The organism is Billgrantia sp. NRB1 (assembly GCF_056921725.1).
On record NZ_CM167783.1, the window covers coordinates 2,727,227 to 2,752,458 of the forward strand.

The window sequence follows — 25,232 nt, forward strand, 5'->3', positions numbered from 1 at the left end:
GAACCTCATGCTTTCCACTCGATGGGCACGCCGGCCACTACCTCGATCACCCGGTCCGCCTCGGCGGCGAGGCGGCGGTGCAGGTGCTGCAGAAAGGCGATGTAGCGCCAGGTCTCGGCGTCGCGGGGTGGCAGGTCCTCGTTGAGGTCGTTGGAGACCACCACCAGGTCGAGGGGCCGGGCGCGGGCATCGGCCAGCAGGGCGACGAACTGCTCGAGCCCCTGATCGTGGCTGTATCGCGCCTCGTAGAGGGCGCGGCTGGCCCACAGGGTCAGGCAGTCGAGCAGCACGCAGGCGCCCGCCGGCATCTCCTCGAGGGCCTGGCCCAGCGCCAGGGGGGCCTCCCGGGTGAGCCAGCCCTCCCCCGCGTACGGCGGTGGCGCACGATACGGGCGGCCATCTCGGAGTCGCTGGGGCGGGCGGTGGCCAGGTAGGCCCGCGGCCCGCCGCCCCGGCGCTGCCGCTCGCCCACCAGGCGCTCGGCCACCTCGCTCTTGCCCGAGCGCGCCCCGCCGCTGACGAAGGCGATCATGCCCCGGCCTCCTCGGCCAGCGCCGCCAGCAGCCGGTCGTTGTCGGCACGGTCGCGCAGCGCCAGGCGCAGCCAGCCGCCGTCGAGGCCGGCGAAGTTGTGGGTGTGGCGGGCCAGCATCCCGCGACGCAGCAGCCCCTCGAACAGTCCCGGGGTGGCCTGGGGCCCCCCGGCGGGCTGGACCAGGAAGAAATTGGCACGGCTGGGCACGACCCGCAGGCCCTGCCCGGCGAGGCCCCGCTGCAGCCGGGGGTGCTCCGCCGCCAGCCAGCTGTGCATCCGGGTCATGAAGTCGTCATCGTCGAGCAGCGGCTCCACCAGCTCGGCGGCCAGGTGATTGACGCTCCAGGGCGGCTGATGGTCGCCGGCCCGGCGAAGGGTCTCGGCCCTCCCCAGCAGATAGCCCAGCCGCAGCCCCGGCAGCGTATAGCACTTGGTCAGCGAGCGCAGCAGCAGCAGGTGGGGAAAGCGCGAGAGCAGCGGCGTCAGGCGCTCGTCGTCCGGGGCGACGAAATCGATAAAGGCCTCGTCGACCACCACCCGGCAGCCGAGGGGCTCGGTCAGCGCCAGCAGCCGCTCGACGGCCTCGCGGGGCACCAGGGTGCCGGTGGGGTTGTTGGGCCGGCACAGGAACAGCACCCGACAGCCCGCCAGCTGCGCCGCGACCCGCTCGGGGTCGAGCCGGAAGTGCGGTGGGGTCAGCGCAATCGACGACACCGCCAGGCCGTGGGCGGCGCAGGCCCGGGCGTACTCGGCGAAGCTGGGTTCGACGATGGCCGCCCGGGTGCCGGCGTGCAGCGCTGCGGCGAGAAAGATCGCCTCGGCCCCGCCGTTGGTGAGCCGCACCTGATCGATTCCGACGCCCTCTCGACGGGCGATGGCGGCACGCGCCCGGGTGTAGTCCGGCGCCGGGTAGCGGGCAAGCCCCTGCACCAGCGCCGCGAGCCTCGCCGGCACCCAGGCCGGCGGCCCCAGGGGGTTGAGATTGGCGCTGAAGTCGATCAGCGGATGATCGGCGGGCAGCCCGAAGCGGCCCAGCAGCGCGGCGGCCTGGCCCCCGTGGGCCGGCCATGGCGGAGACGGGCTCATCGCAGCGCCTCCCTCAGCAGCACCCCGCCGGCCATGATCAGCAGGAAGAGCGCCCAGCCGGCGTGCATGTGGCGAATCGCCCGGTGAACATGGGCCACCCCCAGCGCCTCGTGAGGCTCCCCCAGGGTGGCACGGTGGGACGCCACGCCGGCGTAGCGGTTGGTGCCCCCCAGCTGAACGCCCAGCAGGCGCGCCATCATCGCCTCCGGCCAGCCGCTGTTGGGGCTGGGGTGACGCGGCGCCTCGCGCACCACCGCGGCCATGGCCCCACGCCGGCGAGCGCCGCCCACGGCCAGTCCCCCCAGGCACATCGCCAGGGCGGTCAGCCGTGCCGGCAGCCAGTTGGCCAGGTCGTCGAGCCTGGCCGAGGCGTAGCCGAAGTCGGCATAGCGCGCACTGCGGTAGCCGACCATGGAGTCGAGGGTGTTGACCGCCTTGTAGGCTAGCGCCAGGGGCACCCCGCCGAGCAGGGCGAAGAACAGCGGCGCGGTGATACCGTCCACGCTGTTCTCGGCGACCGTCTCGACCGCGCCTCGGGTGATCTCGGCCTCCTCCAGCGCCTCGGTGTCGCGTCCCACCACCTGCCCCAGGGCCCGTCGCGCCTCGGTGAGATCGCCCCGGGCCAGCGGCAGCGCCACCGCCAGGGCGGCATCGCGCAGCCCCTTGATGGCCAGGGTGGTGGCCAGCAGCCACAGCTCGGCGGCCAGCGCCAGGCCCGGATGGAGGCGGGCGAGTCCCGCCAGCGCCAGCCAGGCGAGCAGGAAGACGCCCGCCACCACCAGCGCCGTCAGCAGGTAGCCCTTGCGTCGCCTGGCCCGGGGGGAGCCGCGGTTCCAGGCCCGTTCCAGCCGGGCGATCACCGCGCCCATGCCCACCACCGGATGGGGCAGGCGCCGCGGGTCGCCGATCAGCAGATCCAGCAGGACGGCCGCGGCCACCAGGCCCAGCAGCGCCAGGGAGAGCGGCTCGGTCATCCCGCCCCGTCCGCCTCGCCGGCGTCGACGCCGGCCGTGTCGAAGGTGGCCATCTCACTCAGCATCCGGCTGGCCGACTCGAGCAGCGGGAAGGCCAGGGCCGCCCCGGTGCCCTCGCCCAGGCGCAGCTCCAGGTCGAGCAGGGGGTGAGCGCCGAGGGCGGCCAGGGCGTGGGCGTGCCCCGGCTCCCGGGAGCGATGGCCGAAGATCAGATAGTCGCGCACCGACGGGCTGAGTCGGCAGGCCAGCAGTGCCGCCGTGGTGGCGATGAAGCCGTCCACCAGCAGCGGCACCCGCCGCGCCGCGCCGCCCAGGTAGGCGCCGACCATGGCGGCGATCTCCAGGCCGCCCAGCTTCGCCAGCACCTCCAGGGGATTGTCGGGATCCGGCGCCCGGGCCTCGATGGCCCGGGAAATGATCCTTCGCTTGTGGGCCAGGCGCTCCTCCACGAGCCCCGTGCCGGGCCCGGTCAGGCTGGCCACCGGCTTGCCGGTCAGCACCGCCAGCAGGGCGCTGCTGGCGGTGGTGTTGGCGATGCCCATCTCGCCGACGATCAGGCAGCGGCAGCCGGCATCGACGGCCCGCTCGGCGGCGCGGATGCCCGCCTCGATGGCGCGCTCGGCCTCGCTGGCGCTCATGGCATCCTGCTCGATGACATTGGCCGTGCCCAGGCGCACCTTCTCGTCGACGACCCCCACGGTCGGCAGCGCCTCGGCCACCCCCACGTCGATCACCTCGAGTCGCGCCCCGATCCCCCGGGCGAAGACATTGATCGCCGCCCCGCCGGCCACGAAGTTGGCCACCATCTGGGCGGTCACCGACGGGGGGAAGGCGGAGACGCCCTCGACCGCCACGCCGTGGTCGGCGGCGAACACCAGCACCCCGGGAGGCGACACCCGCGGCAAGGGCTCGCCGGTCATAGTGGCCAGATTGACGGCCAGCGACTCCAGCTGTCCCAGGCTGCCCGGCGGCTTGGTCAGGCAATTGAGGTGGTCGACGACCTGGGGGACGATCGCCTTGTCGACCGGCCGAAGGCGCGCGATGGTCTCGATGAGCATAGGGGGCATCCTGCGTTGGCTCGAAAACGGCGCCCATCATAGCAAGCTCCCCCGCCGCCGACAGGCACCAGCGTCCCTGCGCCATAGGGAGACGCTCAAGACGCTTGCGTCGGGCTGCCTCCGGCGCCGCCCGCGGGGGACCAGCGGCGGCTCGGCTGGCCGGCCCGAGCCAGTGCCCCGGTCGCCGGCGCCTGGCTCCAGGCCAGCCGCGCGGCGTTGCCCATCACGCTCAGCGAACTGGCCACCATGGCCAGCACCGCCACCAGGGGCGGGATCGTCATGCTCACCGCCAGCCCCAGCGCCAGCGCATTGTAGAGCGCCGAGAGCACCAGGTTCTGGCGCATCACCCGCCGCGTGCGCCGGGCCAGGCACCAGGCCTCCTCGACGCCGCCGATGCCCGATCGCAGCAGCACCACCGCCCCCCCCTCCCGGGCCGCCGCGCTGGCCCCCAGGGGCGCCATGCCGACGCTGGCCGTGGCCAGGCCGAGGGCATCGTTGATGCCGTCACCCACGTAGAGGGACGGCTGGGGGAGCGCCTCGATCAGCGCCGCCTTGGCCTCGGGGGAGCGGCCGGGGAAGCACTCCGCCTCGCCCAGGCCCAGTGCCCGGCCCAGCCGCCGCACGGCCGGCGGACGATCGCCGCTGATCAGCGCCAGGGCAAGGCCGCCGCGGCGCAGCCGCGCCAGGGTCTCGGCGCTGCCGGGCAGCGCCGCCTCGCCCAGCAGGACGCTCCCCAGCCAGCGACCGTCGCAGGCCAGGGCCACCTCGCTGTCGCCTCCGGGTTCGTCCGCCGGCACGGCGATCCCCCGCTGCGCCAGCCAGGCCCGGCTCCCCAGGCACAGTTCGCGGCCGTCGACCAGCTGGACCCGGCGGCCGAGGCCGGCAATCTCCTGCTGACTGGCCACCTCGCCGGCCGCAGGCAGCCCCCCATCGTGGGCCGCGCGCCCCAGGGCACGGGCCAGGGGGTGGTCGCTGCCCTGGGCCGCCAGGGCGGCCAGCGCCAGCAGCGGCTCCGCCTCGATGTCCGGCGCCGGCAGCAGCCGGGTGACGGCGGGCTCACCGGCGGTGAGGGTGCCGGTCTTGTCGAAGGCGGCCGAGCGCACCCGGGCCAGGGTCTCGAAGGCGGCGGGATCGCGAAACGCGATGCCCCGCTCCAGGGCGCGACCGCTGCCGGCGAGCCCGGCCAGAGGAATCGCCAGCCCCACGGCACAGGGGCAGGCCACCACCAGCACCGAGAGGGCACGCACCACCGCCTCCTCCGCCGGGATCCCGGCCAGCCAGGCGAGCAGCAGGGTCAGCCCGGCCAGCCCCACCGCCAGCGGGCTCAGCCAGGCGGCGAAGCGATCGGCGAGGCGCGCCAGCTCGCCCTTGCGGGCCTGCTGCCACCACATCTGCTCGCAGAGGCGGTCGAGCCGGCACTCACCGGCCTCGGCGCTGACCGTCATCTCCAGCGCCGCTCCCGCATTGCGGCAGCCGGCGGCCACCGCCTCGCCGGACAGCCGGCGCTGCGGGGCGCTCTCGCCGGTGAGCGGCGCCATGTCGAGCCGCGCCTCGTCCGAACGGAGGGTGCCATCCAGAGGGATGGGGGCCCCGGCCGCCACCCACAGCCGATCGCCGCGGCGCACCGCCTCCAGGGCGCAAGGCTGCCAGCGCCCCCCCTCCCATCGGCACACCTCGGCCGGGGGCTCATGCAGCGCCTGCAGGGCACGCAGCCCCCGGTGGCGGCAGAGGGTCTCCACCAGGCGCCCCACCAGCAGCAGGCCGATCAGCATCACGGCGGTATCGAAATAGACCTCCGCCGAGCCGCGCCCCAGCAGCCACACCGACACGGCCACCGCCCCCAGGGCGCCCAGCGAGACCAGGGCATCCATACCCGGCAGGCGCGCCCTGAGCGTGCGCCAGCCGGCGCGATAGAACGGCAGGCCTGCGTAGGCGACCACCGGCACCGAGAAGGCCCCCGACACCCAGGCCATTACCCGCTCCAGGTCGTCGTCGGGCAGGGCACCGGCGTAGATCAGCAGCGAGGCGAGCATGGTCCACATGCCGAAGGCCGCCGCCACCAGCAGCCGCAGGCTCAGGTAGCGGCTCTCCGCCTCCAGGCGCGCCTCGGCATCCCGCGCCGCCTCCGGCGGCGCCAGGCGGTAGCCGAGCCGCGCCACCGCCGGGGCCAGGCGCGCCTCCTCCAGCGCATCCGGCTCTCCGCTCACCAGCAGGGTCGCGCTGGGGTAGTGCAGGCTGGCCGAGTGGACGCCCGGCAGACGCCGCAGCTGCGCCTCCACCGCCAGCGCACAGCTGGTGCACCACAGCCCCTGCACCGAGAACAGCGCCTCGCGAGAGGAAGTTCCCGACGCCGACGGCGCTACAGGCATGGCGGCACGGCGATCACCGGCACCCCGATGTAGAGCGTGCCCACCGCCGAGAAGGCGTAGAGCCAGGCGGCGACGCGCGCCACGTAGCAGCCGCGGCCGCTGGCGGCCCCGGCAACCTGCCAGCTGCGCCATGCCAGGGCGGCGAGCAGTGCCACGGTGGCCAGGGTGAGCAGGCCCAGCGCCAGGTTGATGGGAGTCAGCGCCCCCCGCTCCGGCGCCGGGGGGGCCACCGCACAGGCTACGGACAGGCCGCCATAGACGATCACGAACCACAGGCTCCAGAGGGTCAGGCCGATGGCCAGATGCAGCGGATGGGTCAGCGGCAGGTTGGGTCTCATGCGCCACCTCCCAGCAGCGTCGGCAGCAGCCACAGCGATGCCGCCAATAGCCAGTAGGCCCCCAGCAGGTAGCGCCACAGCAGCACCACCACCCGCGGCTCGTAGGGCAGCTCGGCGCCGACGTAGCCGTAGCCGACCCGCAGCGCCTGCAGCAGAGCCAGCACCGTGGCCAGGCCGGCATGAATCATCAGGTAGATCAGCGCCACGCAGAGTACCGCATCGTGGGCATTGTCGGTGGGGGCGATCGGCGCCTGCCAGAGCAGCGCGATCACCCCCAGCAGGTGCAGCCCGCCCAGGGCCGCCACCGCGTAGAGCCCCGGGCCCAGCCCCCGGTCGCGGCGCTGGCAGAGCGCCCGAACCAGCCGCTCGAAGCCCAGCCAGCCCAGGGTGAGCAGCGCGCCGGCGGCGAGCAGCATCGATAGCGACAGCGGCGAGGCCTCGGGCATCCGCCATTCGGGCGAGACGGTCCACAGATAGAACCAGCCGAACAGCAGCGACAGCAGCAGCGAGCCGTTGGCCAGCAGCGCGATGCCCATGCACCAGCGCCCCGGGCCGTCCAGGGTGCGGGAGTGCAGCGGCGGGTCGCCCTCGGCCACCCGGCCGTCCGCGGCGGCGCGGGGGTGGGCGCCGTTCTCCCAGGACCAGCGCAGCAGCAGCAGCGTGGCTACCAGGGTGGCCAGGGCCGCCACCCAGTAGACCCGCACCAGCAGGCTGACGCACACCACCGCCAGGGCGGCGGCCGCCAGGAAGGGCCACCAGCTGCTGGTAGGAATATGGATCACCTCGCGCAGCTTGCCGGTCAGGGGATCGCTGCCCCAGAGCTCGCGGCGCCCGTAGGGGGCCCCGGGCAGGCCGTGCTCCCCGGCCGAGGTGCTGCGGGGCAGGTCCGGATCGTCCCAGAGCGGATGGCGACTGTGCACCGCCGGCAGACTGACCAGGTTATAGGGACTCGGCGGCATGGTGTTGACCCACTCCAGGGTATCGGCGCCCCAGGGGTTGCGCGGCGCCCGCCGGCCGAAGCGGAAGTGCAGGCCCAGATCCAGCAGCAGCATGGCAATGCCGGCCGACATCATGAAGCCCCCCAGGGTCGAGATCAGGTTGAACAGCTCCCAGCCCATGGCCGTGTCATAGGTGTAGACCCGCCGCGGCATGCCCAACAGCCCCGTCCAGTGCATGATCAGGAAGGTCAGGTTGAAGCCGATGAAGGTCAGCCAGAACCCCCAGCGCCCCAGCCGTTCGTTGGGCAGCCGCCCGGAGAGCAGCGGCAGCCAGTAATAGGCCCCGGCGATCAGCGGGAAGAGCATGCCGCCAACCAGCACATAGTGCAGGTGGGCCACCACGAAGTGGGTGTCGTGGACCTGCCAGTTGAAGGGCACCAGCGCCAGCATCACGCCGGTCAGCCCGCCACAGACGAAGATCACCAGGAAGCCGACGATCCACAGCATCGGCAGGGTCATGCGCGGCCTGCCCAGCCACAGGGTGGCCAGCCAGGCGAAGATCTGGATGGCGGTGGGCACCGCCACCAGCATGCTGGCGGCGGAGAAGAAAGCCTGGGCGAGCTGCGGGATGCCCACCGTGAACATATGGTGCACCCAGAGCCCGAAGCTGACGAAGCCGGTGATGATCACTGCCGCCACCACCCAGCCATAGCCGACAATGGGGCGCCCGGCGAACACCGGAATCAGGGTCGAGACGATCCCCGCCGCCGGCAGGAAGATGATGTACACCTCGGGGTGGCCGAACAGCCAGAACAGGTGCTGCCAAAGGATGGGATCGCCGCCGGCGGCCACCTCGAAGAACGGCATCCCGGCCGCCCGCTCCAGCTCCAGCAGGATGCTGGCGAGGATCAGCGGCGGGAAGCCCACCACGATCATCAGTGCCATGACCAGGATGTACCAGGCGAACAGCGGCATGCGCAGCAGCGACATGCCCTGGGTGCGGGTGCGCAGGATCGATACCACCAGCTCGACCCCCGCGGCCATGGCCGATATCTCGATGAAGGTGATGCCGAGCAGCCAGAAGTCGGAGCCCGGCCCCGGCGAGAACTCGCCGGAGCTCAGCGGGGTGTACATGAACCAGCCGCTGTCCGGCGCCATCTCCAGCAGCAGGCTGGAGAACAGGATGATGCCGCCGAACAGGTAGCACCAGTAGCCCAGGGCGGTGAGCCGGGGGCAGACCAGGTCGCGTGCGCCGATCATCTTGGGGATCATGTAGATCGCCAGCCCCTCGAGCATGGGGATGGCGAACAGGAACATCATCACCGTGCCGTGCATGGTGGTGACCTGGTTATAGATCTCCGGCGACAGGAAGGCCTGGTCGGGGAACGCCAGCTGGGTGCGCACCAGCATCGCCAGCACCCCGCCGAGCAGGAAGAAGACCAGGCCGGTGGCCATGAAGCGCAGGCCCAGGGTGGTATGATTGACGATGGTCAGGGCCCGCAGGCCGCGGGGGTTGCCCCACACTTCCTCCATGTTGCGGTGCATCGCAGCGGTGTCACGACGGGCGGTCTCGCTCATGGTTGCAAGGTCTCCAGCCAGGTGCCGATCTGCTCCAGGGTCTCGGCGTCGATGTCGTCATGGGCGGGCATGCGATTGCCGGGCTTGTATGTCTGGTGGTGCTTGAGCCAGTCGGCGATGGCGCCCTCCTGCATGGCCATCACGCCGGCGCCCAGGGTCGCCCGGGCCCCGATATCGCTGAGGTCGGGCCCCACGTCACCCTCGCTGACACCGGCGACACGATGGCAATCCGCGCAGTGCTCACGGAAGTGTTCCCGCGCCTCGGCGTGCTCCGGTACCGTCTCAGGCTCTGGCTCGGGCTGCCGCGCCGCCAGCCACTCCTCGAGCTCATCCCTGGGCACCGCCTCCACGTGGAGGCGCATATGGGCATGCTGGGCGCCACAGAACTCGGCGCACTGGGCACCAAAGACGCCGGCCTGGTCGGCCTCCAGGCGAATCCGGTTGGTGCGGCCGGGAATCATGTCGATCTTGCCCCCCAGGCGCGGAATCCAGAAAGAGTGGATCACGTCGGCCCCGGTGACCTGAAAGTCCACCGGCTCGCCCGCCGGCATCACCAGCTGGTTGGCAGTCACCACCTCGCCGCCCTCGGCGTCGGGGTAGCGCACCTCCCACCACCACTGGTGCCCCACCACCTCGATGACCATCGGCGACTCGCCGCCGGGCAGCGGCAGCATCCGTTGGCCTGCCGGCACCCCCCAGGCCAGCAGAACGACGATGGTCACCCCAGGCAGCAGGATGCCGCCGCCGATCACCCAGCGCCGGGCGATGCGGCGTTCCTGCTCGGCGCTGAGCTCGGGGCGCTCGCCGCGGCGAAAGGCGTAAAGCCACAGCCCCACCACCGCCACGAATACCAGGGTGAAGAAGGCCAGCATGCCCCACCACACCAGGGCCACGTCACGGGCCGCCGGCCCGGCGGGGTCGAGGATCGAGGTATCGCCGCTGCAGCCGGCCAGGCCGACCATCAGCGGCAGCGCCCAGAGCACCGGGCGTTGGCCAGGCGACTTGACCCCGGCTCGGACGGCGCCTTGAATGCGAAGACAGACACTGTCACGACCCGGAGAGGCTCCATGGCCAGGACACGTCAGCGCGCGACCCAAACGCCCAAGGGCACGGTGTATCACACCATCAAGAGCCACGCTGCCATCGCCGGTCATCCCCTGCACCCGGTGATGATCCACTTCCCGGTGGCGATGCTGATAGCCCTGGTGGCCAGCGATCTGGGCTATCTCTACACCGGCGATCCCTTCTGGGCGCGAACCGGCCTGTGGCTGGCCGGGGTGGGCGCCTTCGGCGGCTGGATCGCCAGCATCGCGGGGCTGATCGACCTGACCACCATCAAGGAGGTGCGGCGCCTGGTGGCCGGCTGGTGTCACGCCATCGTCGCGGTGATGATGCTGTCGCTGGCGTCGCTGAACTGGCTGCTGCGCTTTCACGATCCCAGCGCCATCCTCCCCTGGGGGCTCGGGCTGTCGCTGCTGACCGCCGGGCTGGTCGCCCTGGCCGGCTTTCTCGGCGGCCAGCTGGTCTACGAGCACGCCGTGGGCGTCGACCTGGAGCACGCCCTTAAGGAGCGTCAGGAATGAGGAGCGCCCGGCCCGACGGCCGGGCGGTGTCTGCCGGAGTTTCATGGCATCCCTCCCGTCCAATCCAGCGGCTTGACCAGCACCAGCCCGATCACCACCAGCATGCTCAGCCCCGCCAGCAGCGCGCAGCCCAGGGCCCCGACACCCAGCCAGCGCTCGCTGCCCGCCTCCAGGCGCAGGATCAGCCAGCCCAGCAGCACATGGCTGACCACCATGCCGCTGACCGCCACCAGCTTGCCGATGAGCCAGCCGCCCAGCAGGCCATGCAGCAGGAACAGCAGCGTGCCCGAGGCGATGGCGACCAGCGCCGCCGGGGTGGCCAGACCGTTGAACAAGGCGCGTGGTAAGGGCGGGGCATCGCTGCCGAAGCTGGCATCTCGATGCTGAGACAGGCTCTGGGTGAGCAGCGCGGGGAGATACAGCAGCGTCCCGCACCAGATGACCAGAGCAACGATGTGCAGAAACTTTAGCCAGGGCATAGCAGCTTCCTTGCACGGTGACTGATATCGACGGTGCCGACTCTGTTCACCCTAGCCAAGGGGCCCGTCCAGGACCAGGCAGGCTGTCAACGGCAAGCCTGCGGAGCGGCCGGCGCCAGGCTCAGGGCATCAGCACGGCGGCCCCGGAGAGTCGCCCATGACGCAGGTCATCCAGCGCTTGATTGGCCTGGTCGAGCGGATAGGCACGGGTCTCGGTGCGAATCGGCACGCGGGGTGCCAACCGCAGGAAGGCCTCGCCGTCGCCACGGGTGAGGTTGGCCACCGAGCGGACGCTGCGCTCCTGCCACAGCAGCCGATAGGGAAAGGCCGGGATGTCGGACATATGAATCCCGCCCGATACCACCGCGCCTCCCGGTCGCACATGCGAGAGCGCCGTGGGGATGAGCTCGCCCACCGGGGCGAACAGCAGGGCCGCATCCAGCGGCTCAGGTGGCGCCTGGTCGCTGCCACCCGCCCAGACCGCACCCAGCCGCCGGGCGAAGTCCTGGGCGGCGCTGTCGCCGGGGCGGGTGAAGGCATACACCGCCTGCCCCTTGGCCACGGCCAGCTGGGCGAGGATATGGGCGGCGGCGCCAAAGCCGTAGATGCCGAGCCGCCGCGGCGCCTCCCCGCCCGCCAGCCGCCAGGTACGGTAGCCAATCAGGCCGGCACAGAGCAGCGGTGCGGCCGCCTGAGGGTCTTCGGCTTCCAGAGGAAAGCAGTAGCGGGCATCGGCGACACCGTATTCGGCGTAGCCGCCGTCGCGGGTATAGCCGGTGAAGGCGGCGCGCTCGCAGAGGTTCTCGTCGCCGCGCCGACAGGGCTCGCACTCGCCGCAGGTCCAGCCCAGCCAGGGTACCCCCACCCGCTGCCCGACTCGCAGCGCCTCGACACCCTCCCCCAGGGCGGTGATCTCGCCGACGATCTCGTGGCCGGGAATCAGCGGCAGCGTCGGCTCGCTGAGTTCTCCGTCCACCACGTGCAGGTCGGTGCGGCAGACGCCGCAGGCCAGTACCCGAAACTGCACCTCGCCCGGACCGGGGTCGGGGCGGGGAATCCGCTCCAGCACCAGCGGCTGGCCCGGGACCTGCAGGCGCATCGCGCGCATCTCGCTCATGGTTGAGCTCCTGCCAAAACCTCATGTTCGATACTGGGCTCGCACGACAAGAAGCACTCACGACAATGGGTGATGTCTGCTGTGGGAGGCCGGTTTACCGGGCGAAGCAGCGCGTAGCGCTGCCAGTAAGGGGCACCTGCGGTGCCTTCGCGCGGCGGAGCCGCCCTCCCACAGGTAATGTCTTCCCAGCGAAAAGCTGCCCGATGGGAAAGCGTTGCGTCATGCGATCACCCTGGCTGTCGACAGGATAGTCCAGCATTCAGGCGGCCACCGCCACCTCGTAGCCGGTGAACTTGCGCAGGTTGATCACCCCGCTGTCGAGGATCAGGTACTGGCCCTTGAGGCCCAGCAGGGTCCCGGCGACTTCGGGCTGCTTGTCGAAGTTGTGGGAGACGATCTTGGCGGGAAACTCCAGCACCGGGTAATCGAAGCTCACCGGCGCTGCGTCCAGCGGACGAATAGCCGCCTCGCCGAAGCGCTCGCGCAGGTTGTCCAGCCCTCCCGCCAGACGGGCCAGCAGCCGGTCGCGCTCGGCGGAGAGATCCAGCATCCGGGTCTCGCCCTTGAGCATGGTCCGCCAGTTGGTGCGATCGCTCACCTCCTCCTTGAACAGCACCTCGACGAAGCCCGACTGCTGGCGGGTCTCCACCTCGAGGATCGGCAGCGCCTGCACGGCCCCCTGGTCGAGCCAGCGGGTCGGCACCTGGGTGCCGCGGGTGATCCCCACCTTGAGGCCGGAGGCGTTGGCCAGGTAGATCACATGGGGCTGGAAGCAGTGGCGCTCGCCCCAGTCGGGCTCGCGACAAGTCCCCTCGAAGTAGTGGCAGAGCTCCGGCTTCATGATGCAGGTGTCGCACTGGGCGAGCCGCTTGAAGCAGGGATAGCAGTAGCCCTGGGCAAAGCTCTTCCGGGTGGCGCGCCCGCAGTGGGTGCAGGCGATGGCGCCGCTCCAGGTCAGCCGCAGCGGCCGACCCAGCCGGGCGTTGAGATCCAGTCGGTGCTCACCGGCGCGCAGGGTATAGCGCGCCGCTTCGCCCGGGGCGCCGGGCTCGATGTACATCTTGCGCAGACAGCCCTGCAGCGGCTCCGTCGCTGCGATCCGCCGGTCATCAGTCACGGGTGGCGTCCCGGGCCAGGCCGGCCAGCTCCGGCGGCACGTCGGCCCCACTGCTGGCGCTGCCGCAGGTGCGCTGCTCCAGGTAGCCCACCCGCTGCTCCTCGGGCACCCGGCTCTCCACCTCGTAGCGCATCACCGCCTCCAGGCATAGCTCGGTCTGCTCCGCGGTCAGCCGGCGCCCATCGGGCCATTTGCGCAGGGAGACCGCCTGCTTGAGGCTCTCGTAGATGCTCGGGGTCATCTGCTGGATCATGCGCTCGAAGGTCATATCGCTCATGGCGTCATCCTGTCACTGTCGAAATCGGGCCTGGCTCGAATAGTACCAGCCCATCGCCAGGCCCACGACCAGCCCACCCAGGTGGGCCTCGTTGGCCACGTTGCCGAAGCCCACCGCGCCGGCGGCGTCGGTCATGGTGAAGACCATCCAGCCGAGCATGAACACCACCAGCATCTGCGGCACGAAGAAGCCGCTGTGCGGGGCGCGGCGCGACATCAGCCACACATAGCCGAGCAGCGCGTAGTCGACGCCGGACATGCCCCCAAACAGCACCGTACCGGTGGCGTACTGGGCCAGGTTGGCCCCGATCCCGGCCACCAGCAGGATCATCAGCATGCGCCGCGAGCCGTGGAAGGCCTCGACCTGGCGGCCGAAATACCACAGCCACAGCATGTTGAAGATCAGGTGCATCCAGCCAAAGTGCAGAAAGGCCGGCGACAGCAGCCGCCACACCTGGCCGGAGGTCAGCGCATCGCCGAGGCTGCCGAAAGCGAGACTACCGTTGACGATACCGATGGGCACGATGGTGAGCATGGCCACCACGATGTCGCCCATGATCGCCATCAGCGCGAACACCAGCAGACACAGCGCCAGGGTGGTGGCACAGACCGGCGCCTGACGAAAGGGCACCGCCAGCGAGGCGCCGCCTGCCGGCTGGCGCCGCCGCTCGGGCATGACCCGCTCGCCGCGCTGCCAGCGTGTCAACAGCTGCATCATGGCCTCGTGCTGGTCGGGGTCGGCCAGCCAAAGCACCTGCCCCTCGGCTTCCTCGGTGAAACGATGACCGATGCGATGGGCCCACAGCGCCTGGCGCAGATCGCGGGTGTCGATATCGTGGGGAAACAGCATGACGCGATACATGAGCTCTCCCTGAGATTGGCGTCTAATCCCATCATGCGGCGAGTGGGGCGACACCACAATGAGTCAGCATATCAGCGGGAGTCAGCATAAAACCCGCACGCAGAAAAAATCCGGCGGAAGGGGGGCCGCCGGACAAGAGCAAGGGATCATTCAAGGGAACACCTACTCTGATGGGCATCGCCCCGGGAAGTTCACGCCGGGATAAAAAAATCATGTAATAAATTGTATGCCGGGCTAGGTCACTTGCACGCAACGCATCAGTCGAACTCGATCTCCCAGGGGCAGGGTCGCGCCTCCTCTTCCCGAGGCACCCGCACCCAGACGAAGTGATTGGCATCCAGACGCGACTCGCCGCTCCAGCGGTAGGCCACCAGGCGCCCGAACTTCACCGCGCTGTAGTCCAGGCAGGCCACGTTGGCGGTAGGCAGCGCGGGTATGCCCTCGCACCAGTAGTGACCGATGAACAGCGGCCGCTCGCCGGGACCATAGAAGCTCAGCCGAGCCCGCTCCTCGTCGGTCAGTGGCCGCTGCTCCAGATCGCCGGGGAGGTTGTCGGGCTGGAAGACCACGTCGCCCCAGGTGACCGGAGCCCGGGCCCAGAAGTGGGCGCGAAAGCTGCGCCGGGTGAAGCCGTCGCCGGAGTGAATCTCGGTGCCTCGGGGCAGCGGAATGTGGGTGCCCCGGGTCAGGCGGTCGAGGATGCGAAACGCCTGGGTCGAGGGGTCCACCGAGGCCTCCAGGAAGCGCTCGTCGATGCGCCCGTCGGGGCGCTCGCGGCACAGGGCATCGATCAGCGACTGGTCCCAGCAGGCGTGGACCACGCGCAGGCCGGCAAACTCCAGGAACAGCGGAATCTCCAGGAACCAGGCCAGGGTATCCTCCCACTCGGCAGGATGATCGCGGTACTGATCCAGGGTTTCCTTGATGATGCGGTTGTGGCGCGGCGAGTGGTCGCGCAGCCATTCCCGCCCCAGACGGCGCGGGGCCCGATGGCAGTAGGCCAGGGCGTTGTATTCGTGGTTGCCCATGACGATATGGGCCTCGCCCTCCTCTACCATGCGCCGAGCGATGGTCACCGCCAGCCGAATGCGCGGGCCGCGGTCGATCAGATCGCCGAGGAAGATGACCCGCCGTCGCGGATGGCGGTAGACGCCGCCACGCTGGTGATAGCCGAGCTTCTCCAGCAGCGCGGCCAGGGTGGCACCGCAGCCGTGCACGTCGCCGATCAGGTCGTAGCCTTCGATTGCCGTCACCTCAGTCCCCCAGGCGGTTGCTCCAGCCCAGCTTGCTGCGCAGGACTTCATAAAAGTTGTGTCCCAGCGGATGCACCAGCTGCACCCGCTGGGGCTTGCGGCGCACCACCAGCACATCATCGGGCTTGGCCACCGCGCGGGTCTGGCCGTCGCAGCTGATATGCGGATAGGTCTGGTTGGTCTCACCGATATGCACGCGGATTTCGCTGGCGGCATCGATGACGATGGGTCGGCTGGAGAGGGTGTGCGGGAACATCGGCACCAGCTCGATGACGTCGAGCTTGGGATGCATGATGGAGCCGCCGCCGGAGAGCGAGTAGGCGGTAGAGCCGGTGGGCGTGGCCATGATCAGGCCGTCGCTGCGCTGGCTATAGACGAACTGACCGTCGATGAACAGCTCGAACTCGATCATGCGCACCGCCTTGCCCGGGTGCAGCACCACCTCGTTGAGCGCGTCGCCGCTGCCGACCAGGGTATCGCCGCGATAGAGCTCTGCATCCAGCAGGAAGCGCTCCTCCACCTCGTACTGCCCGGCCAGCACGTGGCCGACCCGCTCCTCCAGCTCGTCCGGGGAGATATCGGTGAGAAACCCCAGCCGTCCACGATTGACGCCCAGCACCAGGGTGCCGCTGTGACAGAGGGTGCGCGCCGCCCCCAGCAGGCTGCCGTCGCCCCCCACCACGATAACCAGGTCGCACAGCTCGCCCAGGGTGCGTCGACTGGCCTCGGGATGGCCGTGGTCGAGCAGCACCGTCGCGGTGCGATCCTCGACGATGACGTGATAGCCCGCTTCGTCGAGGAAGTGCATCAGCCGTTTGAGGGTATCGACCACCTTGGCGCTGCCCAGGCGGCCGATCAGCCCGATATTCTTGAAGGATTGCATTCCCTGGCCTCTCGGATCACGGCCGCTCATTATGGCGGCTGGCCGCGGGCCCAGCAAACTCAAGCCGCAGCCGGCACCCGCCGGCGAAGCCACCATTCGTTGAGCAGCAGCGAGCCGACGATGATCGCGCCGCCCAGCGCCAGGCGGACCAGGTCGGCGTCGCGGTTCCAGATCACCAGGTTGACCAGCAGACCGGCGGGAATCAGGGCGTTGTTCATGATCGCCAGCGCTCCGGCGTCGACCCGGGTGGCCCCCAGGTTCCACAGGAAGTAGCCCAGGCCCGAGGCCACCAGTCCCAACCAGGCCAGCACCCCCCACTGCACGCCGGTGGTGGGCATGGCGCCTGCGTTGCCGAGCAGCGCGAAGGCCGGCAGCGCCACGGCCATGGCGCCCAGATAGAACCATGCGAAGACGCTGTAGCGTGGCAGCGACGCCGGCAGCTCGGCGGAGAGCCGCCGATAGCCCACCTGTCCCAGGGCGAAGCAGAGGTTGGCTCCCTGCACCACCAGAAAGCCGAGCCAGAAGTCGCCGCTGACCCCGTCGTAACGGATCACCGCCGCGCCCAGCACGGCCAGGGCGGCGGTGAGCAGGTAGAAGGGGGTGAAGCGCCCGAACAGGGCGTCGTCGAGCAGCGCCACATAGAGCGGCGTGAAGATGGTGAACAGCAGCACCTCCGGCACCGAGAGCAGCAGGAAGGACTGATAGAAGAAGATATACATCGCGCCCAGCTGGACGGCCCCCAGGGCCATCAGCGCCAGGCGCTGGCGGCCCTTGAGCAGCGCGGGGCGCAGAAAGGGCAGGAATACCAGCGCCGCCAGCGCCACCCGCACCAGCACCGCGAAGTAGCTGTCCACCTGGCCGGCCAGGTAGACGCCGATCAGCGAGAACGAGAAGGCCCAGAGGGCGGTGACGCCGATGAGATAGCCCACGGTTAACTCCAGTCAAAAAATCAGGTTGACGGAGATTATACCCACCCAGCCGCGGGCATCAATGCAGTCCTCTCTTGACTAGCGCCCCGACGCCTCGGCGCGCTCCGCCTGCTCTGGCGCCGACTCGGGCGTCTCGGCGAAGTACTCATCGAAGCGAGTCCGAGCCTGATCACCAAACAGGATCTCACAGGCTTCGAGCAGACCGGGCGAGCGGCGAATCCGCTCGTTGCTGACCACCAGCGAGATCTTCGAGCGGCGACGCAGGAAGTCTTCGAGCCGGGTGATCATCTCGCGGCGCTGAGCCTGGCGCAGCTCGCAGCGGATGTATTCGGTGCCCTCTATCAACAGCTCACCCTGGCGCGGATCCTCGCGAATTTCCTCGATCATATCCAGGGCATGAGTGCCGTAGCGTCGCCACAGCCGGGCCGTCAAGGGCTCCGAGGCCTCCGGCGAGGTCATGGCGTCCAGCCCCATTAGCCTTGCCTGGTGGAGGAATTCCTGGCGCACCGACTCGGGAGGCTCGCCGTACCAGCGGTAGTCAGGATATGGCACCGCGACGCCCAGTCGCTTGACCTCGTCGACGATCTCCTCGCCCACGTTCAGGCAGTCGGTAAGCTTGCCACCGAAGATGCTGATATGCGCCTTGGCAGGGTCGGTATCGACGGCATGCTTTCGTGACAGCTGTAGGAAATCGCGGCTGCCGCCGGCGCTGGCTTCGACCGCCAGGGGGCGAACGCCGCAGCGGGTGGCGATGATATCGTCGCGGCTGAGCGGCGCGTCCAGGTCGAGACGCTTGTTGATGTTGTCCAGCACGAAGTCGATATCGCTGTCGGTGACGTGCACCTCCGGACTCTCCATGCGCGTATCGGTGGTGCCGATGCAGGTACGCTGGCCCATGGGAATGACGAAGAACAGCCGGCCGTCATCGGCGAAGAAGGCCAGCACGCGCTGACTCTCCGTCAGTCGCGGCACGATCAGATGAATGCCCTTGGAGTAAGCGTGCCGGTGGCGGGTCTGCTGCCCGGTCAGCTCATTGTGCTTGTCGACCCAGGGCCCGGCGGCATTGATCAACACCTTGGCACGGATCTCGAAACTTTCGCCGTCCATCACGTCACGGGCGCGGGTCACCCAGACCCCGTTCTCGCGGCGGGCGCCCTGGGACTCGACGTAGTTGGCCGCCACGGCCCCATAGTTCAAGGCACTGCGGACGAAATTAAAGACGAAACGGGCATCGTTGTCATGCAGGTAGGCGTCGGAGTACTCGAAGCCGCCCACGGCATCCCCGACATCGATGATCGCCTCCCGCTGCTTGAGGGCTGCCGGCGTGAGGAATCGGGGAGTCCGCGTAAAGCCATTGCCCATCAGCCAGTACAGCCAGGTGCCCGCCCACAGGTAGCGCGGCCGATAGCGAAACCCCTGGGTGATGGTGGTCAGAAAGCGGATCTCCTTCACCGTAGAGGGGAAGCTCTTGATCAGGTGGTTGCGACTCTTGCAGAGCTTTCGCACCAGTGAAAAGTCATAGCTTTCCATGTACTTGATGCCTCCCCAGACCAGGTTGGAGGAGTGCATGCTGGTGCTGCCGGCGAAATCGCCGCGGTCGATCAGCGCCACTTTGACCCCCTTGCCGGCCAGCGCCGCCGCCGCCGAGGCGCCGTTGATGCCGCCACCAATGACCAGCGCATCGTAGGTATCGTTGGCCAGTTTGCCGATATTGCTGTTACGCAGTTGCATGTGAGCACTCGTCTGTTGCGAAGATGGGAGCCGCCCAGTGCGCCGGGCGGCACCGCGAACCTCGCCTCGCCACCGGACATCGGGCGTGAGCACCCGGCGGCGTGCGAGGCGGCGGCAGAGCGGTCAGTCTTCTTCGTCCCGCTCCCAGTGCATGGTGCGCCGGACGGCCTTCTTCCACCCCTTGTAGCTACGCTCCCGGCATTCGGCGTCCATCTGCGGCTCGAAGGTGCGCTCCAGCTTGACCTTGCCGCTCACCTCCTCCTGGGTCCACAGATCCACGGCGATGCCGGCCAGGTACGCCGCCCCCAGCGCCGTGGACTCGGTGATCCGAGGGCGCTCCACGTTGACTCCCAGCATGTCGGCCTGGAACTGCATCATGACGTTGTTGGCCACGGCACCGCCGTCCACTCGCAGGGACTTGAGTGTGATGCCGGAGTCGGCCTGCATGGCATCGATGACATCGCGAGTCTGATAGGCCAGTGAATCCAGGGTGGCGCGGGTGATGTGCTCCTTGCGCGTGCCCCGGGTGATGCCAAAGATCGCCCCGCGGGCGTACATGTCCCAGTAGGGCGCTCCCAAGCCGGCAAAGGCCGGCACCACGTAGACGCCACCGGCGTCATCCACCTTGCCGGCGTAGTACTCCGAGTCCTCGGCGGAATCGATCAGCTTGAGCTCGTCGCGCAGCCACTGCACGGCCGCCCCGGCAATGAAAATGGCGCCTTCGAGCGCGTACTCCACCTTGCCATTCAGCCCCCAGGCGATGGTGGTCAACAGCCCGGACTTGGAAGGCACCGGCGTATCGCCGGTGTTCATCAGCAAGAAGCAGCCGGTGCCGTAGGTGTTCTTCACCATGCCCTTCTCGAAGCAGGCCTGACCGAACAGCGCGGCCTGCTGGTCACCGGCGATACCGGCGATGGGCACGCGAGCACCGCCGAACATTTCGGCCCCAGTGGTCCCGTAGACTTCGCTGGAGGGCCGCACCTCGGGCAGCATGGAGGCCGGAATATCCAGCTCATCGAGCATGCGGGCATCCCACTCCAGGCTGCGAATGTTGTAGAGCAGCGTGCGCGAGGCATTGCTGTAGTCGGTGACATGACGCTCGCCGCGGGTCAGGTTCCAGACCAGCCAGGTATCCATGGTGCCGAACAGCAGATCGCCGCGCTCCGCCCGCTCCTGGGCACCTTCGACGTTATCGAGAATCCAGCGAATCTTGGTGCCCGAGAAGTAGGCGTCCGCCACCAGGCCGGTGGTATCACGAATGTAATCCTCCAGGCCGCGCTCCTTGAGCTGGTCGCACAGCGACGCCGTGCGCCGGTCCTGCCAGACGATGGCGTTGTGGATGGGCTTGCCGGTATGCCGGTCCCAGACCACCGTGGTTTCGCGCTGGTTGGTAATGCCGATGGCGGCCACCTGCGAAGGCTTGATCCCCTGGGTTTCCAGCACTTCACGAGCCACCCCCATCTGACTCCCCCAGATCTCCATGGCATCGTGCTCGACCCAGCCGGGCGTGGGGTAATACTGCGTGAACTCCTTCTGGGCGACGCCGACGATCTGGGCGTCGCGGTCGAAGAGGATGGCACGGCAGCTGGTCGTGCCCTGATCGAACGACATGACGTATTGTTTTTCCATGAGTGGCCTCCTAGGTGTGGCGGGTAGCAATGTTGCTGTTGTTATCTTAGTAATGGCGATGAACGGTGCGGGTAACGCAGCGATCACTCTTGCTCGAGCTTCGTTTTACCGGTTGGCCAGCGCTTGGCGAAGATGAAATCCACGCCCAGACAGGTCATGATCACCCCCAGCGCGATCATCATGGCGGCGGTGCTGCTATCAATGAAGACATGGCGGTAGAAGAGCCCTCCGGCCACCCCGCCCACCAGCGGTCCCACCACGGGTATCCAGGCGTACTTCCAGTTCGAAGGGCCCTTGCCGGCCACCGGCAAGAGCCAGTGAGCCAGGCGCGGGGCCAGATCGCGAGCCGGGTTGATGGCGTAGCCGGTGGTGCCCCCGAGAGAGAGGCCGATGGCGAGGATGAACAGCCCGATGATCAGCGGATTGAGCCCCTCGGTGAACTCATTGGCCCCGATTGCGAGCACGCCCAGCACCAGCACGAAAGTACCGATGATCTCGCTCATCAGGTTGGACGGCGTATGGGCGATGGCCGGGTCGGTACAGAACACCGCCAATTTGGCGGCCTGGCTCTCGGTGCGCTCCCAGTGCGGGTAATAGTGCAGCCAGACCACCACCGCGCCGATAAAGGCGCCGATCATCTGTGCCAGCACATAGACTGGCACCTTGGCCCAGGGAAACTCGCCGATGACCGCCAAGCCCAGAGTGACCGCAGGGTTGATGTGGGCGCCGCTGAACTGGCCTACCGCATAGATGGCCATCGCCACACCCAGGCCCCAGCCGAAGGTAATGACGATCCAGCCGCTCGCTTCGGCCTTGGAGTGCTTCAGCACCACCCCGGCGACCACGCCGCCGCCGAATATGATCAGCAGCATCGTGCCGAATATCTCGCCTAGAAAAGGGGTCATGACGCATCCTCGCTGTATTGTGGTTGTTGGCGTTAGCGCTATCGGTGAGCTGCGTCGAAACGAACAGGAAGGCCATTGCGCCGCCCATCGGCATGTTCGCTTTCGATCACACCCGCCCTCTCAATGTTCGATTTCGATAGCGACATTAGCCTGACACGACACCCAAGGCAACGCCTGATGCCGAGAAATTTATGCGACTTTAGTAGCAAAATAACCGGAAAATACATTAACGCTTGCGTATTCATGCCGAAAATAGCGCCCAGACAAGCAGGCCGCACGACTTTCGAACACAATCATAAAAGATGCAAAACGAACATCTGGGAAGCAGCCGCTTTCGGAACGCCACGACAGAGCGCCTCGCACAGACACCTCCGCGGAGGCAGCGAAGACGACTGCAGGACGGCTTTTCGGCCGGCCGGGACGAGACACTAGGAAGCGAGAGAAGGTGAGTAAGGAAAGAAGGTGATAAAGGGGGATCAGAAGCGACGCCGGGCCTTGGCATGCTGCAACCAGCGCAGCGCATGCACCACGCCGGGGAGCCAGCCAAGCAGGGTCAGCAGCACATTGACCATCAGGCGCCTGCTCCCGCCGCGGGACAGCCCAACGGCCAGCGGCGGCAGCAACACCGCCAAGGTCGTGAACGCCAGCCGCACCGAGGGATGAGCCGGCACCGGGCTGGCACCCGTCTCTTGCGACACGTCGCCGTCGTGACCCGGGAGGGCTTTGGCTTCCCCCTCCTTGAGCGCCCGGTGAGCCTCGTGATCGATCTTCTGATCGATCTCTTCGACCCCCTCGGCGAGCTCGTCATGGTGGCGCTCCCAGTCTTCCCAGTCGTGGGGCGTCCCCGCCCGCGGGCGATGATCGCCGGCCTCGCGGGCTCGCGCCCAGGCCTTCTCTTCGAGCGTATTGGGGCGCTCTTCATCACGGCCCCCGCCAATGCCTTTCTTGGCCATGTATTCCCGTGCATCCATCGCGATCTCCTCTTGATGGCAAACAGCTACCAACTGTCAGACTGGACGGCGAACCTTGCCAGGCACAAGCATTATTCATTTGGAGCGCACGACCTCTGCCGGGTTCCGGAGCCGTGGAAGCCCAGCGTTGGTAAAAGTGTTGGCGACCGTCCGCTTCGCCCCTACCCCATTCGGCTATGCTGAACGCAACAGAACCATGGACAAGGAGATCCGCCATGCCCAGCAAGGCCCCCACCATCGTTCGCGATATCATGTCCCGCGACTGCTACCGGGTCACCGGCAACACCTCGGTCACCACTCTGGCCGAAGGCCTGGCACTGCACCGACTCCCCGGCGTGCCCGTGGTCGACAGCCATGATCACCTGATCGGCTTCATCTCCGAACAGGATGTCCTCGGCAAGCTGCTGGAGAGCGCCTATCTCAACGAGGAACCGCCGCTGGTCAGGGAGCTGATGCGTCACGAGGTGCTCTCGGTAACGGCCAACAAGAGCATCACCGACCTGGCCCAGGAGATGCTCGGCTCCAAGCCCAAGGTCTACCCGGTGACCGAGCAGGAGCGCCTGGTCGGCATCGTCACCCGACGCGACGTGCTGACTGCCATCCTGCGCATGCGCCACGCCTAATCCCCCACTGACGACGCCCGGCCCACCCTGTCGGGCGTCGCTGCGTCAGGCGTTTACGGCGGCGCGTCGCGCACAAAAGAAAGGTTCATAGCAGACTGGCGTGAACTGGTGCTGTGGGAGGGAGCTTTAGCTCGCGAAGTAGTGCGCAGCGCTACCCAAGGGGCACCTACGGCGCCTTCGCCCGGCAGAGCCGGCCTCCCACCTTAAAGCTTGCCAAACATATTCACGCTAAAGAGCGAAGAGCCAAAAGAAAGCCGCCACATGGAGCCATGGGCGGCAAGATCGAAACTGCGAGCCAGAGCAACAGTGTTAGCGACTGCCATCGCGCTGTTGTCTGTACCCACTAAGACACGCCTGCGCCAAAAAGTTCTCGCGCCTCGATAGGTTTTTCCAGCGCCCTGGGCGTACGCCCTCGGCGAGCCCGCCGCCCGCCTGGCGCACGAGGCCGTGCCGGATGAGAACGACAAAACAGCCATTTAGCGCATAGATGCCGGCAGAGAACAAGCGCTAGAGGGCGAGACAGCTTGCAAGCGGCAACCATTTGGTTTTACTATCGAAACCGCGTCGCGGGTGTAGCTCAATGGTAGAGCAGAAGCTTCCCAAGCTTAAGACGAGGGTTCGATTCCCTTCACCCGCTCCACTCGCCGCGGCCACACGCCTCGCTTCACTCGTATCCGTTCTCTCCTGCGGCGCCCCTGTCACGCTCCTGTCCAACGAGACTTCGCATGGCGCTACTGCTGCTCGTCTTCGCCGTCTGCCTCCTGATCATCGGCAGCATGGTGCTGATCCTGATGTTTTCGCACACGCCGCGCTACCGTACCGAACCCGAACACCTTCTGGAGGCCTTCGACAAGGCCCTTGAGAGCCGGGTCAGCGAGAATGAGTGGAATGCGGTCGTCGGCTACCCGATTCGTCATGATGAGTACCTGGAGGGGGTTCGCCGCCGCGCCCAGCGGCTGATGAGCGAGCACGGCCGCCATTGGCAGATCCCCCAGGGCAAATCGCTGCTGGACGCCACGGGTCAGGAGGAACTGGCGGCCCTACGCGACCACCTGGCCGCCCACACCCGGCTCAGGCGACAGCAGGAACAGGACAATGAACGTTGACCGGGCATCGGCTATACTCTGACGCCAATACACGTCAGGCCGGGAGCGTGCATGTCCAGCGCCATTCGCCAGATCCCTCTCGACACCGCCACCCAGCACCATGCGCACGACTTTCACCAGATCGTGATCGGGCTGAGGGGACAGGCCGAATTCGAGATCGAGGGACTGGGCGGTGCCATCTCGGCGCTTTCGGGCTGCATCGTGCCGGCAAACCATGTTCACTACTACGTCGGCCAGGGCGACAATCGCCAGCTGATCCTCGACCTGCCCGCCGACGCCCCCTCACTGACCGGCTACCATCATGAGCTGGTTCGCCTGTTCGATGCCCCGCGCTTCTTCGAGCTCGATGACCCCCTGAAGCGCTACCTCGATTTCCTGCTCCATGAGCTGGCAAGCTCGCCCGCGGATTGCCACGATCCCCTACAGAGCGACCGCCTGGCGGCTACCCTGCTAGGCTGCCTGCACGCTCGCCTGGGCAGCAGCGCGCCACCTCCGCCCCTGCAGCGGCTCGACCTGGCCAAGCTCGACCACTATATCGACCAGCACCTGGCCAGCCCGCTGACGGTGGGCGACCTGGCCGCGCAGGCCTGCCTGAGCGAGGCACACTTTCGCAGCTGCTTTCGCGAGCAGACCGGCCTTTCTCCCTGGCAGTACGTTCGCCGCCGGCGCCTCAACCGCGCGAGGCGGCTACTGCTGGAGAGTCGCATGCCGCTGTCCGAGGTCGCCGCCGCCACCGGCTTCACCCACCAAAGCGCCCTGTCTCACGCCTTCCGGCGCACCTTCGGCTGCGCCCCCAGCAAGCTGCGCCAACAGCCGCTCGGCCGCCTGAACCACAGCGGCGAGAATGCCCACAGCATTCGACTTAAGTCGTAACCTCCTGTCACCACGCGCGA

General features: G+C 68.3%; 23 protein-coding genes, 1 tRNA gene and 1 pseudogene. 5 read left to right on the forward strand and 20 right to left on the reverse strand.

Annotation, left to right across the window (positions count from 1 at the left end):
• Positions 1-5 precede the first annotated feature (5 nt).
• The 8 genes and pseudogenes from ACZIYR_RS12380 to coxB all read right to left on the reverse strand — a co-directional run bounded on the left by ACZIYR_RS12380 (position 6) and on the right by coxB (position 9,858).
• Positions 6-532, reverse strand: a pseudogene (locus tag ACZIYR_RS12380) (bifunctional adenosylcobinamide kinase/adenosylcobinamide-phosphate guanylyltransferase).
• Entirely contained in the window at positions 529-1,620 is a 1,092-nt protein-coding gene (cobD, locus tag ACZIYR_RS12385; protein WP_483526893.1) for a threonine-phosphate decarboxylase CobD, read from the reverse strand. The pseudogene ACZIYR_RS12380 and the gene cobD overlap by 4 nt, the downstream one beginning before the upstream one ends.
• On the reverse strand, positions 1,617-2,594 hold the full coding sequence (gene cbiB, locus ACZIYR_RS12390; RefSeq protein ID WP_483526894.1) for an adenosylcobinamide-phosphate synthase CbiB: 978 nt from the start codon (positions 2,592-2,594) through the stop codon (positions 1,617-1,619). Before cbiB ends, cobD begins: the two co-directional genes overlap by 4 nt.
• Positions 2,591-3,652 (reverse strand): nicotinate-nucleotide--dimethylbenzimidazole phosphoribosyltransferase, encoded by a 1,062-nt coding sequence (cobT, locus tag ACZIYR_RS12395; protein ID WP_483526895.1) that lies wholly within the window; start codon positions 3,650-3,652, stop codon positions 2,591-2,593. The genes cbiB and cobT overlap by 4 nt, the downstream gene beginning before the upstream one ends.
• Before the next feature lie 95 nt (positions 3,653-3,747).
• Positions 3,748-6,021 carry a heavy metal translocating P-type ATPase gene (locus tag ACZIYR_RS12400; RefSeq protein WP_483526896.1) on the reverse strand — a complete coding sequence of 758 codons (2,274 nt, stop codon included), beginning with the start codon at positions 6,019-6,021 and terminating at the stop codon, positions 3,748-3,750.
• Positions 6,012-6,359 carry a hypothetical protein gene (locus ACZIYR_RS12405; protein WP_483526897.1) on the reverse strand — a complete coding sequence of 116 codons (348 nt, stop codon included), beginning with the start codon at positions 6,357-6,359 and terminating at the stop codon, positions 6,012-6,014. The genes ACZIYR_RS12400 and ACZIYR_RS12405 overlap by 10 nt, the downstream gene beginning before the upstream one ends.
• Positions 6,356-8,875, reverse strand: a complete 2,520-nt coding sequence (ctaD, locus tag ACZIYR_RS12410) for a cytochrome c oxidase subunit I (protein WP_483526898.1) — start codon at positions 8,873-8,875, stop codon at positions 6,356-6,358. Before ctaD ends, ACZIYR_RS12405 begins: the two co-directional genes overlap by 4 nt.
• Positions 8,872-9,858, reverse strand: a complete 987-nt coding sequence (gene coxB / locus ACZIYR_RS12415) for a cytochrome c oxidase subunit II (RefSeq protein ID WP_483526899.1) — start codon at positions 9,856-9,858, stop codon at positions 8,872-8,874. The genes ctaD and coxB overlap by 4 nt, the downstream gene beginning before the upstream one ends.
• 84 nt (positions 9,859-9,942) lie before the next feature.
• Between coxB and ACZIYR_RS12420 the strand changes: the two genes are divergently transcribed.
• Positions 9,943-10,458: a DUF2231 domain-containing protein gene (locus ACZIYR_RS12420; RefSeq protein ID WP_473034074.1), complete on the forward strand. Its 516-nt coding sequence runs from the start codon at positions 9,943-9,945 to the stop codon at positions 10,456-10,458.
• A gap of 41 nt (positions 10,459-10,499) precedes the next feature.
• Here the strand turns inward: ACZIYR_RS12420 and ACZIYR_RS12425 are convergent, their stop codons facing one another.
• From ACZIYR_RS12425 to ACZIYR_RS12480, 12 genes are all read right to left on the reverse strand, one after another.
• The gene (locus tag ACZIYR_RS12425; protein WP_483526900.1) at positions 10,500-10,937 is read right to left on the reverse strand and encodes a CopD family protein; all 438 of its coding nucleotides are present in this window, start codon (positions 10,935-10,937) and stop codon (positions 10,500-10,502) included.
• 121 nt (positions 10,938-11,058) lie between these two features.
• Positions 11,059-12,054 (reverse strand): zinc-dependent alcohol dehydrogenase family protein, encoded by a 996-nt coding sequence (locus tag ACZIYR_RS12430; protein WP_483526901.1) that lies wholly within the window; start codon positions 12,052-12,054, stop codon positions 11,059-11,061.
• 259 nt (positions 12,055-12,313) lie between these two features.
• Positions 12,314-13,114, reverse strand: coding sequence for a DUF2797 domain-containing protein (locus ACZIYR_RS12435; RefSeq protein ID WP_483529080.1), 801 nt, complete (start codon positions 13,112-13,114; stop codon positions 12,314-12,316).
• Between the two features lie 49 nt (positions 13,115-13,163).
• A complete protein-coding gene (locus tag ACZIYR_RS12440; protein WP_473034077.1) occupies positions 13,164-13,448 on the reverse strand; it encodes a YeaC family protein in 285 nt (94 codons plus the stop codon).
• Positions 13,449-13,460: 12 nt separating this feature from the next.
• A complete protein-coding gene (locus ACZIYR_RS12445; protein WP_483526902.1) occupies positions 13,461-14,309 on the reverse strand; it encodes a rhomboid family intramembrane serine protease in 849 nt (282 codons plus the stop codon).
• Positions 14,310-14,566: 257 nt separating this feature from the next.
• Positions 14,567-15,553 (reverse strand): metallophosphoesterase, encoded by a 987-nt coding sequence (locus ACZIYR_RS12450; RefSeq protein ID WP_483529081.1) that lies wholly within the window; start codon positions 15,551-15,553, stop codon positions 14,567-14,569.
• A 10-nt stretch (positions 15,554-15,563) separates the two neighbouring features.
• Complete coding sequence (locus ACZIYR_RS12455; RefSeq protein ID WP_473034078.1) at positions 15,564-16,445, reverse strand: NAD(+) kinase; 882 nt, start codon at positions 16,443-16,445, stop codon at positions 15,564-15,566.
• 59 nt (positions 16,446-16,504) lie between these two features.
• On the reverse strand, positions 16,505-17,374 hold the full coding sequence (locus ACZIYR_RS12460) for a carboxylate/amino acid/amine transporter (RefSeq protein WP_473034079.1): 870 nt from the start codon (positions 17,372-17,374) through the stop codon (positions 16,505-16,507).
• A gap of 78 nt (positions 17,375-17,452) precedes the next feature.
• Positions 17,453-19,105 (reverse strand): glycerol-3-phosphate dehydrogenase/oxidase, encoded by a 1,653-nt coding sequence (locus ACZIYR_RS12465; RefSeq protein WP_473034080.1) that lies wholly within the window; start codon positions 19,103-19,105, stop codon positions 17,453-17,455.
• A 123-nt stretch (positions 19,106-19,228) separates the two neighbouring features.
• Positions 19,229-20,734 (reverse strand): glycerol kinase GlpK, encoded by a 1,506-nt coding sequence (gene glpK / locus ACZIYR_RS12470; RefSeq protein WP_483526903.1) that lies wholly within the window; start codon positions 20,732-20,734, stop codon positions 19,229-19,231.
• An 83-nt stretch (positions 20,735-20,817) separates the two neighbouring features.
• The gene (locus tag ACZIYR_RS12475; protein ID WP_483526904.1) at positions 20,818-21,639 is read right to left on the reverse strand and encodes an MIP/aquaporin family protein; all 822 of its coding nucleotides are present in this window, start codon (positions 21,637-21,639) and stop codon (positions 20,818-20,820) included.
• A 476-nt stretch (positions 21,640-22,115) separates the two neighbouring features.
• Positions 22,116-22,610, reverse strand: coding sequence for a YqaE/Pmp3 family membrane protein (locus ACZIYR_RS12480; RefSeq protein WP_483526905.1), 495 nt, complete (start codon positions 22,608-22,610; stop codon positions 22,116-22,118).
• A gap of 215 nt (positions 22,611-22,825) precedes the next feature.
• Here ACZIYR_RS12480 and ACZIYR_RS12485 point away from each other — a divergent pair, with 215 nt between their 5' ends.
• The 4 genes from ACZIYR_RS12485 to ACZIYR_RS12500 all read left to right on the forward strand — a co-directional run bounded on the left by ACZIYR_RS12485 (position 22,826) and on the right by ACZIYR_RS12500 (position 25,212).
• Positions 22,826-23,233, forward strand: coding sequence for a CBS domain-containing protein (locus ACZIYR_RS12485; RefSeq protein ID WP_473034084.1), 408 nt, complete (start codon positions 22,826-22,828; stop codon positions 23,231-23,233).
• A gap of 566 nt (positions 23,234-23,799) precedes the next feature.
• Positions 23,800-23,873 (forward strand) — tRNA-Gly (locus tag ACZIYR_RS12490).
• Positions 23,874-23,958: 85 nt separating this feature from the next.
• On the forward strand, positions 23,959-24,339 hold the full coding sequence (locus ACZIYR_RS12495; protein ID WP_473034085.1) for a hypothetical protein: 381 nt from the start codon (positions 23,959-23,961) through the stop codon (positions 24,337-24,339).
• 51 nt (positions 24,340-24,390) lie between these two features.
• The gene (locus ACZIYR_RS12500; protein WP_473034086.1) at positions 24,391-25,212 is read left to right on the forward strand and encodes a helix-turn-helix transcriptional regulator; all 822 of its coding nucleotides are present in this window, start codon (positions 24,391-24,393) and stop codon (positions 25,210-25,212) included.
• The last annotated feature ends 20 nt before the right edge of the window (positions 25,213-25,232 follow it).